This window comes from Terribacillus sp. FSL K6-0262 (assembly GCF_037977385.1).
In the GTDB taxonomy this organism is placed as follows: domain Bacteria; phylum Bacillota; class Bacilli; order Bacillales; family Amphibacillaceae; genus Terribacillus.
Map to the genome: position 1 here is coordinate 2,075,562 of NZ_CP150277.1, position 12,447 is coordinate 2,088,008.

A 12,447-nucleotide genomic window follows, 5' to 3' on the forward strand; every position below is an offset into this window, starting at 1 on the left:
TCACAGATTCTTTACGTGGGAATCTTTACGTCTGAGTTGTGTGTGCTGCCCATATGCCATATAGTGAACCCATAGGAGGTGTTAATATGGGTATTTTTGATTCCTTAAAAGAGCTTATCGGCAATAAGATAAGTGATATAGCACCAGAAGAGCTTGTCAATAAAGCGGGTGAGCTGCTGAACGGCGACCAAGTGACCGAGCAGGCGCAGCAAGCTGCCGATCAAGTGACGGAAGCGGCAGGCGTTGATGATTTAGCGGATCAAGCTGCGGAGCTTACTGAACAAGGAACAGCATTAGGTCAAGATGCGGCTGAACAAGGAACGGAAGCTGCGCAGGGCTTGGCGGACCAGGCAGACGATGTCGTTGGAAACCTCACTGAGAAAGCACAGGATTTGCTTTCGAATTTTACAGATAAACTGAAATGAACAAAGGCCCTTCCGTTTTCGGAAGGGTCTTTACCTGTTTTCCTTTTCCAATACGGCATCCAATGGAATATCGCCTCCGAATAAATCCAAGGCGCTGCCGATTGTGTAGCACATCCGATCATCTGTCAGCTTTCGGAAAAGGTCGATATCGTCAAGGGATCGAATACCTCCTGCATATGTTGCCGTAATGGGCATATGCGCGGCCAAATGGGAAACAAGCTCTTCTTGGATGCCATTCCGTTTCCCTTCGACATCGACAGCATGGATGAGGAATTCATCACAGGATGCTGCCAGTTTCTCCAGATTCCTTGCATTGACCTCGTAGCTGCTGCGCTTGGTCCAGCGATCGGTGGCTACAAACCATTTACCGTCATGATGCGTACAGCTTAGATCGATGACGAGGCGTTCCTTGCCGACAGCTGCAGTGATTTTACGCAGCCGTTCTTCATCGAGCATGCCATCATGGAAGATATAAGAGGTGACGATGACATGGCTGGCGCCGGCATCAAGAAAGTCTGCTGCATTATCAGCATGGATGCCTCCGCCGATTTGCAAGCCTCCGGGATAGGCCTGCAGTGCTTCCTTGGCAGCCTGCTCATTGCCCGGACCGAGCATGATGACATGTCCGCCTGCAATTTGTTTCTGCTTGAAGAGATCAGCATAGTAGGCAGAATCATATGCGGATACGAAATTCTCGATGACATGATCGTTCTCGGCTGTAATCGAAGAGCCGACAATTTGTTTTACCTGACCATTATGTAAATCGATACATGGGCGGAACAGCAAATGAATCCCTTCTTTCTATCTATTGCTCCAAGTATAAAGCAAACGGACTGACGAAGGAAGGGCATAGGTCAAGTTGATGGTACCCGCTCGTTTAGATCTTTTCGGGCACTCGCAAAATTGATATCTGATAATCTGACAAGTGTGAACCGATTTCCTGTAAGCCTGCTCATTCTAAAAAGCAGGGTGACTCTCCCCCAGCCTGGAAAGTCCTGTATCTCAAATGGAACCTGGATGGATGAGTGAATCATCAGCCGGATAAAGGGAATATTCGCATTAGGTACATCTGCTTCTGCGGATGATTACTGAAAGGGTGGATTGGTAAATGGATGTAAAAATACAAGAAATCGAACAGCGTATGTTAGAAAATAAGCAGACGGATACACTTGTTTTCGGAATGGGATGTTTCTGGAGCCCGGAGGCAAATTTTGGTCAGCTGCCAGGTGTCATACGGACCAGGGTAGGCTTTGCGGGCGGGACAAAGACCAATCCGACATATCGGCAGATGGGAGATCATACAGAAACGGTTGAAGTCACCTTTGATCCGGAAGCAATCTCCCTCGAGCAGCTGCTACGCAAATTCTGGAGTGATCATAATCCGAACCGTCCCGTCTACAAGGAAAGGCAGTATATCAGTCTCCTGCTATATCGGAATGCTGAACAGAAAATAATGATGGAAACCGTGAAACGCCAGCTCGAAGGTGAACAAGGTGAGGTGATTCATACCGAAATCTCTCCCTTGCATGATTTCACCGAGGCCGAGCCGCATCATCAGAAGTATTACTTAAAACGTTTCAAAAGGACGACAGAGCAGCTGATGCATCATTTTTCGGATGAAACAGCATTTCACTCCTCCATACTCACAGCACGGCTGAATGGATTCGTCAGGGAATATGGCACATTGGCTTCCATCAAGCAGGAAATAGCTCAATGGAATATTTCTGCAGAAGAGATAACCCGACTGCAGCAGCTGTTGGATGGATTGAAATGGTAGAGGCGCTTACAGGTTTTCGGCGTACGCTGTTTCCGGACCAAGTTCATATCGAGCAAATCGGTGAAGCCTCCGCAAAAGGACTGCGCTGCCTGCTGGAGGATGCGGAACGTGTCATGGGAAATACCTCTTCCGTTCATACTCGAGTGACTCTGTGTCTGGAAGACGAAGGTCATGGCACCCTGCATTGCCTTTTACTCGATTATGAATATGAGTTATTTTCCAGGAAGCATCTCTATGGCAAACAGCTGACAGATGAATAGCAGCTTCCCGAGTGTTATCGTTGGGAAGCTATCGGAATGGGGGAAACAAATGAAGAAAGATTCCTAAAGATCTGGAAATCCTGTATGGCACAGTCGGCAAATCGATCCTCTGCTCGTTCGATAGAGGAACAGCTGCATGATGTGAGAACACTTCTGGGCGAAAGCTGGCGTTTGAACTGCCGAATCGTCTATCAGGGAGAGATGCCGGTTGCCATGACGATCCCTCATCTGGAGCCGGGAAGAGACAAGGAAGGCCGCATCTATTATATCGGCATCCTCCCTTCAGCACAGGGGAAGGGACTGGGGCAAATCGTGCATGCTACCAGTCTTAGGATGCTCAAGGATATGGGCGCAGCTGTATATGAAGGCAGTACCCACGACGATAATGTACCGATGCAGCGCGTATTTACGAAGAATGGCTGTACTTTCCTCGGCAAAATCGCAGCTTATTATAAAGGTTTATAGCACCTAAGCGTGTCTACTTTCGATATACTAAATAGGGGAGAATACATAGCAGCCAACAAATAAAGGGGGATATAGTATGTATAAGCTTGTAGCAATAGATATGGATGGAACATTATTGAATGATCAGCATGAAGTGACGAGGGAGGTGCATGAGGCGCTCCAGGAAGCTAAAAAGCTGGGTGTGAAAATCGTTTTATGTACCGGGAGGCCGATTCATGGCGTATACCGCTATTTAGAAGAATTGATTCTGAATGAAGATGGGGATTTTGTCATTGCCTTCAATGGTGCGCTTGTCCAGGATGCCCATACAAATGAGGTCGTCTCCCAGCTGTCCTTATCTTACGATGATTTCATCGATTTACATCAGCTCAGTCTGAAGCTCGGTACGCCGATGCATTATTTCGACTCTGAAAACCTGTACACTTCGAACCGTGATATCAGCAACTATACAATACTGGAATCATTCATGACGAAGATGCCGCTCCACTACCGGGCTGTCGATGAGATTCCCCGGGATGTACTCGTACCGAAAGTGATGTTCATCGACGAGCCGGAGCGCTTAAGCGAGACGATAGCCAATGTACCGGATGACTGGAAAGCACGTTATACGATGGTCCAAAGCGCGCCGTATTTCTATGAAATTCTACATCCTGAGGCCAGTAAAGGGCGTGCAGTGAAGCAGCTTGCCGAACAGCTCGGGATCAAGCGGGAAGAGGTAATGGCAATCGGGGATAATGGTAACGATTTGTCCATGATTCAATATGCCGGCTGCGGTGTGGCCATGGAAAATGCCATTCCTGCTGTGAAGGAAGCCGCCGATTTCATTACGACATCCAATAATGCACATGGCGTTGCAGAAGCGATTCGGAAGAAGATCCTGAAGGCGGGACAAGCATGATCCGTATCGAAAATGAATCGTTGAGCGTCGAGATTGCGGAAATGGGAGCAGAAGTGAGAAGTGTGCTGCATAAGGGTACCCGGCTCTCCTATATGTGGAGCGGAGATCCTGCTTACTGGGGTCGGGTCTCTCCTGTCCTGTTCCCCATTGTCGGACGTTTGAAGGACGGACGCTATACTGCCGAAGATAAGATATATGAGCTTTCGCAGCATGGGTTCCTGCGGGATGCCGTCTTTGGAGTGAAGGAGGCACAGGATGGTTCTGCAGCATTCTTCTTGGAATCCAACGGCAAGTACCAGGACGTATACCCATATGAATTCCGCGTGGAGATAGGCTACCGTCTGGAAGAGGATCGGCTGTATGTGGATTGGAAGGTGGATAATCTGGAAAAGGACAAGACAATGTACTTCTCCATAGGAGCTCATCCTGCCTTTCGCGTCCCGCTTAAACCAGATGAAGATGCTGCTGATTATAAGCTTCATTTGAAGCCTGTAAAGGATGGGCAAGTCACGTCTTATGAGCTTGTCGATGGATTGATCCGCAAGAAGGGACAGCCTGCTGTACTGCCAGCTGTGCCGATTCAGGCAGCGCTATTCGGGAATGATGCGCTGGTGTACGATGACATAGAGGAGGTACGCCTCCAATCCAGCAAGGGGAATGGTGTGGCGGTTGCATTGCCAGGTTTTCCGTACGTCGGAATCTGGTCCAAGTATGATGCACAGGAGGGGACGATGGCTCCTTTCGTTTGTATCGAACCTTGGTTTGGAATCGCCGATACGACGGATACCACGGGAGTTTTATCCCAAAAGACAGGAATACAGCAGCTTGCGCCGGAAACAGCTTTCAGGGCTTCCTATCAAATGACCTTCTTCTAAAAATAGCAGGGCCGCTCCTTCCAAAGGCAGCGGTCTTTTTAGGTTTGAAAAGGATCGAATCATGGTAAACTAGCTAATATTATAGAAGTTAGGCAGGGCAGGGAACATGAGTTTTTTCACAGTATTGTTCGTTTTATTGTTGGCGGTCATCCTTTCGACCGCAGTAAGTAAGATATTGCCTCTGCCGCTGGCTCTGATTCAGATTGTTCTGGGTTTGGCGGCGTCTTTACTTCCGCTTCACTTGTCCCTTGAATTCGAGCCGGAGTTATTCATGATCTGTGTTATCGCGCCGCTTCTGTTCAGTGAAGGGCAAAAAGCCTCGCGGAAAGAATTGTGGCAGCTGCGGACACCGATTATATTGCTGGCATTTGGACTTGTATTCCTTACAGTCGGAATCGGTGGTTATTTGATCCATTGGCTGATTCCATCCATGCCGCTTGCAGTGGCTTTTGCTCTGGCTGCAACGATTTCACCGACCGATAATGTAGCCGTAAAATCAATAACGCGTGGGTTGAAGCTGCCATCGAATGTAATGCCGATACTGGAAGGGGAGTCACTGCTGAATGATGCAGCTGGTATCGTATCGTTCAAGGTGGCACTTGCCGCTGCGCTGACCGGTGTCTTTTCAATCGGGGGAGCGACTGGTGAATTTCTGTTCGTCTCCATAGGCGGACTGGTCATTGGGGCGGTGGCTGGATATCTGATTGTCACCATCAGGCTGCAATTGATGAAATATGGATTCCAGGACGACTCCATGCTCATTGTCCTCCAGGTGATGACACCATTCTTCCTTTATGTCATTGCAGAAGAAGTGCATGTGTCGGGCATTCTGGCAGTGGTAGCCGCCAGTATCATTCATGGCATCGAGCGTGATCGTCTGCAGCAGACGACGACCAAGCTGCAAATCCTGTCCAATAATACATGGACAATCGTTGAATATGTATTGAATGGACTCGTTTTTGTCCTGTTAGGATTCTTGCTGCCTGAAGTATATCAGGGAATTCAGGATACGGATGAAATTGCCATGAGCCGTTTGCTTGGTGTCATCCTCATCGTTTTCCTTGCTTTATTCTGCATCCGTTTCCTATGGGTGTATAGTTTGTATAAACCTTTTACGACACCTCCGAAGAGCCGGATGGAGCGCTTTGCAATCGGGAACCAAGTTGTACCAAGGGAAGAGGAAAACGAAAATGCAGGACGCGGCTTTTATGCCCTCATCATGGCTACAAGCGGGATTCATGGCACGATAACATTGGCAACGGCTTTGTCCATACCTTTTTATCTCGATGATGGGTCGCTGTTCCCGATGCGGAATACTGTCTTGTTCGTGGCAACAGGAGTTATCCTGCTCAGTTTGATATTCGCAGCTGTTGCGCTGCCGATCATGATTCCGAAACCGGTGAAGGATGATGATGGACTGCTGCCTTTTAAGGAAGCATACCGTCTGATCCTGCAGCAGACGATCAACCAGCTGCAGGCGGAGGCAGTCAGGGAGACACAGCTATCTGTCAACTTGGTCATCCGGGACTTGGAAGAACAGCTTGTGGATTTGGAAAAAGGGATATTGCAGGATCCGAATAAGCAGACGATCGAATCCTTGATCACAGTCGGAAGGGAAGCAGAGCAGGGACGCATGGAGGACATGGCAGCGAAAAATGCCATTTCTGAAGAAGCTTATCAATTGTATCAGGTACTGATCACCCAGCCGGAGCAATACATTGTCAATACTACCTTCAGCAGGATGAAACGAGCATTTCAAATAGCCCGGATCCGCCGTAAGTTCCGTAAGCAATGGAAAGAGAACTGGGATCTGCATGCTGAGCAGCTTCTCAGGGGAAATCCGGATATCAGGAATGAATTGAAATATATGCGGATTTCCGGTGCCCAGGCAGCGATTGATGCTATCCGGGAGAAGACCGATTCCTCAAATCGGCATGAATCCTTGATTGTGACGCAGTTATACAATAAAAAGATCATTGGGCGATATCGTTCTTTCGAATTCGATGAAGCATTCCAGGAGCAGCTATATAAGTTCCGGATGCGTGCAATCCGGATGGAGCGGGATGCCATTCATGAATATGTGCAAGAAGAACGTATATCCATGGCGACAGCTGCTAAACTAAGAGAAGCTGTCACCTATGATGAAATGGTCGTTTTAAGCATGGATTCCTCGCACTGACAGGCAGTCTTGTCCATCCTGGACAAGACTGTAAAATTGGGCATGGTAGTTAGAATATTGCGAATAGATTTATTTTTTATATGGTTCTACGTATTGTTTAATTAATGTGGCATAATAGGACTCGTTGTGAAAAATATGTTTTACTTTGATGACTAACATCGTCGCAGTTTTGGCTATATATGCGAAAGGGGAACAACATGAGTTATATTATCGGCATCATTGGTTTATTCGTATTTCTGGGATTGGCTTGGATTGCCAGCTCCGATAGAAAAAAGATCAAGATTCGTCCGATCATCATCATGATCGTCTTGCAGCTCGTGCTTGGGTACATTTTATTGAGCACCGAAGTGGGTAATATTTTGGTGAAAGGAATTTCAGACGGTTTCAATCTTTTACTTAAATATGCCGCTGAGGGGATCACTTTCGTCTTTGGCGGGTTGGTGAATTTCGAAGGCTCTGTATTCTTCATGAATGTACTGCTGCCGATTGTATTCATTTCAGCTTTGATCGGTATCCTTCAATACTGGAAAATACTCCCGTTCATCATTAAATATATCGGTCTGGCACTGAGCAAGGTGAACGGTTTGGGTAAACTGGAATCCTATAATGCGGTTGCATCTGCGATTCTGGGCCAATCAGAAGTATTCATTTCCTTGAAGAAACAACTGGCATTGCTGCCGCGTCATCGTCTGTATACGCTATGCGCATCTGCAATGTCCACGGTTTCCATGTCCATTGTCGGATCGTATATGACAATGCTCGATCCGCGTTATGTAGTGACAGCACTTGTACTGAATTTGTTTGGCGGATTCATCATTGCTTCCATCATCAATCCTTACGATGTAGATCCGAAAGAAGATATGATCGAGGAAGAAAAAGGCGAGAAGCAGTCCTTCTTCGAAATGCTCGGGGAATATATCTTGGACGGTTTCAAAGTAGCCATTGTCGTTGCTGCGATGCTGATTGGTTTTGTTGCGCTGATTGCTATGATCAACGGTATCTTCTCCGGAATCTTTGGCATCAGCTTCCAAGACCTGCTTGGCTATATATTCTCTCCATTCGCATTCCTGATGGGTGTGCCTTGGACGGAAGCTGTTGATGCAGGAAGCATCATGGCTACAAAGATGGTATCCAATGAGTTCGTTGCGATGCAGACTCTATCTAGCGGAGATTTTGCTTTCAGTGAACGCGTTATTGCCATCGTATCTGTATTCCTTGTATCCTTTGCGAATTTCTCTTCCATCGGGATCATTGCCGGTGCGGTGAAAGGGTTGAACGAAAAACAAGGGAATGTTGTAGCGAAATTCGGTTTGAAGCTGCTTTATGGTGCTACGCTTGTCAGCTTCCTATCTGCAACGATTGTTGGTCTATTGATGCCATAAAACGAAAAGGACATCACGCATTGCGTGGTGTCCTTTTTTGTTACTTGACGTAAATAAATATCTTAAATATACTTGCTTACATAAAGTAAGTGTAGGGGGATCCTGTATGCATTATCAACAACCACCGCTGACTTATATTGGTCAAGTGAAACTCCGTGTAGCAGATCTAGCACAATCTGTTGCGTATTATACAAAAGTTATTGGTTTGAGAATCATAGAAGAGTGGCAAGGGAATGTATCGCTGGGAACGGAAGGCCGAGTCCTGCTTTATCTTGAGGAGGGAAAAGGGCTTAAAAGAAAACCGGATCGTCATGCTGGCTTATATCATTTTGCGCTGCTGCTGCCATCCAGGGCGGATTTAGCTGATCTTGTGAAATATTACGTGCTGAATCGAGTGCCATTCGGCGCATCCGATCATGGCGTCAGTGAAGCGATTTACCTGAATGATCCCGATGGCAATGGTATTGAAATATATGCAGACAAGCCGGACACGAGCTGGAAATGGCATGATGGAGAGATACAGATGACAACTGATCCGCTTGATGGAGATAGTTTATTGAAAGAAGCATCCGAGGAAGAATGGCATGGTCTTCCGGATGGTACCATCATAGGGCATATCCATTTATACATGCGCCATTTAGGTGAAGCAGCTGCTTTTTATAATAATGTACTCGGTTTCGAGACAGTCGTATCCGGATATCCTGGTGCCTTATTTGTATCTACGGGAAACTACCATCATCATATTGGGCTGAATACATGGCATGGATCCAATGCTCCTTCCATCAATCCGGATGAAGCTGGTATGGATTGGTTCAGTATCGTCTTTCCGGATGAAAAGAAACTCCTGGCAGCAGCAGCGAGGGCAGAGGCGGCCGGATTATCGGTTAAAAAAGATAAGAATCTATATACATTGATGGATCCGGTAGGGTCGACTGTGAGATTGGTCCTGCATGGACAGTGACAAAGAGGCATGACAGCAGCAGCTGTTGTGTCTCTTTTCATTTATATGACATAATGATAGAACTCAAGTGAAAAGGGGTTTATGGATGAAGGAATTGATACAGAAACTAAAGGGATTCATTCCTGCTGACGTGCAGTTTTCGGCAGAGGGCAGTTCTCTCCGTCTATTGACAGCCGAAGGGGAGCCTTGCGGAGTGGTGGATATAGATGGCAATGGCGGCCTTATCGGATTTGATTTACAGATGATGCTGCCAGCAGCAGCCGGGATCGATGCACGGAAGATTGCCGAACGATTTGCTGGTGTTTTTTATCCGGAAGCAGCTGATGCAATCCAAGAGGAACAAGCTGAAAATAGCGTAGTGATCCGACTTGCAGAAACGGATCCGATTCACCGCTTGCCGATACCCGGGGCGGGATTATCGGTAGAGGTGCACGATTCGGGATTCGTAACGGCAGCACAGCTTTATCGTATGCCGTATGAGTTGATCGGCGGTGAGGCAGTGATGGATGTTGAGGAAGCGAAAGGGAAATTGCTTGCTGAAGCACCGATCATGCTTGCGGCCGAAGGTGACGAGGCAGTTTATAAGCTGTCGGATCAGGTTATTGGTGTGCATGCAGACGGTACGATACTATATGCTGAATTTCCGCCGATGCTTTCGGATATCGAGATGGAAGCTGAACCGGGGGATTGGGCAAGTTTGATGGGTGTGACGGATGACTTCATCAATTATCATAACGGACATGGTGTACAGCTTTGGGCGGAGAAATCCATTGTGGATCAGCATCCAATCGAGGAAATACCAGACCAGGTTGCCGTCCGGAAGAATCAGGATATATTGTTTTACTCTGGGGCCACACCATGGAGCAGAGACAGGAAATGGACGGAGGAGGAGCTAAGGCAGCAGGCCGTCCGCTTTCTTGCAGCAGTCGCAGACCAGCCTTTGGAAGAGTGGAAACACGCAGGTGCACAGCTGGCCGCGGATACGGCAATCGAGGATGAGCTCGAGCCGGCATACATCTTCCTTTTTGCTTATACGAAGTCTGGTATTCCTGTTGAAGGAGTGGAAGCGAGCATCCATGTTGGTATCCATTCCGGACTGGTCAGGGAATGTATCATCGACAGAGTGCCGGTTGCTATTCAACACGGGGAACCAGTTTCTGATGGACAAGCAAAGGAGCGGATTGCCGATGTACTGGAGCTGCAATTAGCTTGGATCGCATTGCGGGAAGAAAATCGATATGAGCTGGTATACGTACGGAAATAAAAGGGAGATATAGGTTTCCGGCAGCTTGATAACGGTTACTTAATAGATATCTGACGAAAAATCAGGCTATCTTACTTAAAGGGTGATCGCATGTTCAGTATTGGTGAAATCTTTTTTATCTTGCTGTCTTGTGCCTTCTTCATGGCACTGGTTGCAGTCGTATCCTACTATATGACGAAAGGGAATGTCAGCACGGCTGATGAGTACTTCCTTGCCGGGCGCGGCTTGACGGGTGTATTCATTGCCGGGTCTTTGCTGCTGACGAACCTATCGGCCGAGCAGCTGATCGGACTGAACGGACAAAGCTTCACAAACAATATGTCCGGTATGGCATGGGAAGTGACAGCTGGTCTGGCAGCCATCGTCATGGCGATTTTCCTGCTGCCGAAGTTCCTCGGCATCGGGATTTCCACCATCCCGGAATTCCTGAGCAAACGGTATGATGAGACCGTGCGGCGATTGACCGTCATTTTGTTCCTGCTCGGGTATATGTGTGTGACAATCCCTTCCATGCTCTATTCGGGCGGTGTATCCGTCCTCCAATTATTCGATCTTCCGGAGCTTCTGAACATTTCATATACACAAGCATTGTGGCTGACGGTTTGGTTCGTCGGCATCATAGGTGCCATTTATGCGATATTTGGCGGACTGAGGGCGGTGGCGGTATCGGATACGCTGAACGGAATAGGCTTGGTCTTCATTGGCTTTCTTGTCCCGATACTTGGCTTTATCCTGCTTGGAAACGGAAATATGGTGGATGGGATGAAGCATATTGTGCAGAATAGCCCGGAGAAGCTGAATGCCATTGGAAGCAGTACAGACAATGTTCCGTTCTTCTCCATCTTTACGGGTATCCTGTTTGCCAATCTGTTTTATTGGGCGCTGAACCAATACGTCATCCAGCGTACTTTAGGGGCAAAGAATCTGGCGGAAGGACAAAAGGGTGTCCTTTACACAGGTTACCTGAAGCTCTTGGTTCCGATATTCATGCTGATACCTGGAATCATCGCATTCCATTTGTATGGCGATTCCATCCGGAATGGGGATTTGAGCTATCCGACTCTTGTCAGGGATGTATTGCCGGTATGGATGCTGGGCTTTTTCCTCGCTGTATTATTCGGGGCTGTTCTGAGCAGCTTTAACTCCATCCTGAATAGTGTCGCCACTTTACTGGTGCTGGATATCTACCAGCCTGTTTTCGATCCGGATGCTTCAGATGATAAATTGATCAAGGTCAGCAAGATCCTCGGGATCATCATTGCACTTGTTTCCTTCTTTGTGGCGCCATTTCTGATGTATGCACCGGATGGGTTATGGAATCTTATCAGGCAGTTTACAGGTTTCTTCAATATTCCGATTCTGGTCATTGTGCTGATGGGTATGATTTTCAAGCGTGTTCCTTCTTCGGCGGCTAAAGTGGTGATCATCTTCCATGTCGTTGCTTATTATATGATGGTATGGGGATTCCGGCAGATATTTGACTGGGATCCGGGCATCAATTATATCCATGTGTATGGAATCCTGTTGGCGATCGAGGTTGTGTTTATGCTCATCATGGCCAAAGTAAAGCCGCTGGAATCAATCAAACCTATATTCTATGCGGAGAATGGGGAGGATCATCTTGTCCCGTGGAAGCATGCCATACCTGTATCGATCACATTGATTTTTTCCATTGTCATCTTTTATGTCGTCTTCTCCCCGATAGGATTAGCTTACGAGAGTGCAGCTGTATCGAAGTGGTTCTGGCCGGTGATTGCAATACTTGTCGCGGCAAACATCGTACTTTATTTCATTTCCATAAAAGTATGGCATAAAAAATATAGCAAGTATGTGGAAAAACAGACGGAGAGCGCTCGTAAAACGCGCCTCAGCGGAGATTGATGAAAGCAAAAAAGCCACTCGGAAGAGTGGCTTTTTCATTGCTACTGAGCACACAGCAGCAAACAAAACAGAAATATTTT

Annotated in this window: 12 protein-coding genes; 11 read left to right on the plus strand and 1 reads right to left on the minus strand. The window is 47.3% G+C overall.

The window, feature by feature from the left end; genetic code table 11:
* Nucleotides 1-86: 86 nt before the first annotated feature.
* Nucleotides 87-425 carry a hypothetical protein gene (locus tag MHI54_RS10725; protein ID WP_095214417.1) on the plus strand — a complete coding sequence of 113 codons (339 nt, stop codon included), beginning with the start codon at nt 87-89 and terminating at the stop codon, nt 423-425.
* Between the two features lie 30 nt (nt 426-455).
* Here the strand turns inward: MHI54_RS10725 and hisA are convergent, their stop codons facing one another.
* Nucleotides 456-1,211, minus strand: coding sequence for a phosphoribosylformimino-5-aminoimidazole carboxamide ribotide isomerase (hisA, locus tag MHI54_RS10730; protein WP_095214416.1), 756 nt, complete (start codon nt 1,209-1,211; stop codon nt 456-458).
* 322 nt (nt 1,212-1,533) lie between these two features.
* On the opposite strand from hisA, the gene MHI54_RS10735 reads away from it, so the two are divergent.
* The 10 genes from MHI54_RS10735 to MHI54_RS10780 all read left to right on the plus strand — a co-directional run bounded on the left by MHI54_RS10735 (nt 1,534) and on the right by MHI54_RS10780 (nt 12,367).
* Complete coding sequence (locus tag MHI54_RS10735; protein WP_095214415.1) at nt 1,534-2,202, plus strand: peptide-methionine (S)-S-oxide reductase; 669 nt, start codon at nt 1,534-1,536, stop codon at nt 2,200-2,202.
* Nucleotides 2,196-2,462, plus strand: a complete 267-nt coding sequence (locus tag MHI54_RS10740; RefSeq protein ID WP_095214414.1) for a hypothetical protein — start codon at nt 2,196-2,198, stop codon at nt 2,460-2,462. Before MHI54_RS10735 ends, MHI54_RS10740 begins: the two co-directional genes overlap by 7 nt.
* A gap of 36 nt (nt 2,463-2,498) precedes the next feature.
* Nucleotides 2,499-2,927 carry a GNAT family N-acetyltransferase gene (locus tag MHI54_RS10745; protein WP_095214413.1) on the plus strand — a complete coding sequence of 143 codons (429 nt, stop codon included), beginning with the start codon at nt 2,499-2,501 and terminating at the stop codon, nt 2,925-2,927.
* Nucleotides 2,928-3,003: 76 nt separating this feature from the next.
* The gene (yidA, locus tag MHI54_RS10750; RefSeq protein WP_095214412.1) at nt 3,004-3,825 is read left to right on the plus strand and encodes a sugar-phosphatase; all 822 of its coding nucleotides are present in this window, start codon (nt 3,004-3,006) and stop codon (nt 3,823-3,825) included.
* Nucleotides 3,822-4,700, plus strand: coding sequence for an aldose 1-epimerase family protein (locus MHI54_RS10755; protein WP_095214411.1), 879 nt, complete (start codon nt 3,822-3,824; stop codon nt 4,698-4,700). The genes yidA and MHI54_RS10755 overlap by 4 nt, the downstream gene beginning before the upstream one ends.
* Before the next feature lie 106 nt (nt 4,701-4,806).
* Entirely contained in the window at nt 4,807-6,879 is a 2,073-nt protein-coding gene (locus MHI54_RS10760) for a Na+/H+ antiporter (RefSeq protein ID WP_340081457.1), read from the plus strand.
* 197 nt (nt 6,880-7,076) lie between these two features.
* Nucleotides 7,077-8,261, plus strand: coding sequence for a NupC/NupG family nucleoside CNT transporter (locus MHI54_RS10765; RefSeq protein ID WP_095214409.1), 1,185 nt, complete (start codon nt 7,077-7,079; stop codon nt 8,259-8,261).
* Nucleotides 8,262-8,367: 106 nt separating this feature from the next.
* Nucleotides 8,368-9,222 (plus strand): VOC family protein, encoded by an 855-nt coding sequence (locus MHI54_RS10770; RefSeq protein ID WP_095214408.1) that lies wholly within the window; start codon nt 8,368-8,370, stop codon nt 9,220-9,222.
* 85 nt (nt 9,223-9,307) lie between these two features.
* On the plus strand, nt 9,308-10,486 hold the full coding sequence (locus tag MHI54_RS10775) for a hypothetical protein (protein ID WP_095214407.1): 1,179 nt from the start codon (nt 9,308-9,310) through the stop codon (nt 10,484-10,486).
* A gap of 90 nt (nt 10,487-10,576) precedes the next feature.
* Nucleotides 10,577-12,367, plus strand: coding sequence for a solute:sodium symporter family transporter (locus MHI54_RS10780; RefSeq protein WP_095214406.1), 1,791 nt, complete (start codon nt 10,577-10,579; stop codon nt 12,365-12,367).
* Nucleotides 12,368-12,447 lie beyond the last annotated feature (80 nt).

What these genes read in the sequence shown, in the direction of transcription:
- MHI54_RS10765 (WP_095214409.1), top strand. Translation starts at nt 7,077, where the DNA reads ATGAGTTATATTATCGGCATCATTGGTTTATTCGTATTTCTGGGATTG.
- MHI54_RS10725 (WP_095214417.1), top strand. Translation starts at nt 87, where the DNA reads ATGGGTATTTTTGATTCCTTAAAAGAGCTTATCGGCAATAAGATAAGT.
- MHI54_RS10780 (WP_095214406.1), top strand. Translation starts at nt 10,577, where the DNA reads ATGTTCAGTATTGGTGAAATCTTTTTTATCTTGCTGTCTTGTGCCTTC.
- MHI54_RS10775 (WP_095214407.1), top strand. Translation starts at nt 9,308, where the DNA reads ATGAAGGAATTGATACAGAAACTAAAGGGATTCATTCCTGCTGACGTG.
- MHI54_RS10745 (WP_095214413.1), top strand. Translation starts at nt 2,499, where the DNA reads ATGGGGGAAACAAATGAAGAAAGATTCCTAAAGATCTGGAAATCCTGT.
- MHI54_RS10760 (WP_340081457.1), top strand. Translation starts at nt 4,807, where the DNA reads ATGAGTTTTTTCACAGTATTGTTCGTTTTATTGTTGGCGGTCATCCTT.
- MHI54_RS10740 (WP_095214414.1), top strand. Translation starts at nt 2,196, where the DNA reads ATGGTAGAGGCGCTTACAGGTTTTCGGCGTACGCTGTTTCCGGACCAA.
- yidA (WP_095214412.1), top strand. Translation starts at nt 3,004, where the DNA reads ATGTATAAGCTTGTAGCAATAGATATGGATGGAACATTATTGAATGAT.
- MHI54_RS10770 (WP_095214408.1), top strand. Translation starts at nt 8,368, where the DNA reads ATGCATTATCAACAACCACCGCTGACTTATATTGGTCAAGTGAAACTC.
- MHI54_RS10755 (WP_095214411.1), top strand. Translation starts at nt 3,822, where the DNA reads ATGATCCGTATCGAAAATGAATCGTTGAGCGTCGAGATTGCGGAAATG.
- MHI54_RS10735 (WP_095214415.1), top strand. Translation starts at nt 1,534, where the DNA reads ATGGATGTAAAAATACAAGAAATCGAACAGCGTATGTTAGAAAATAAG.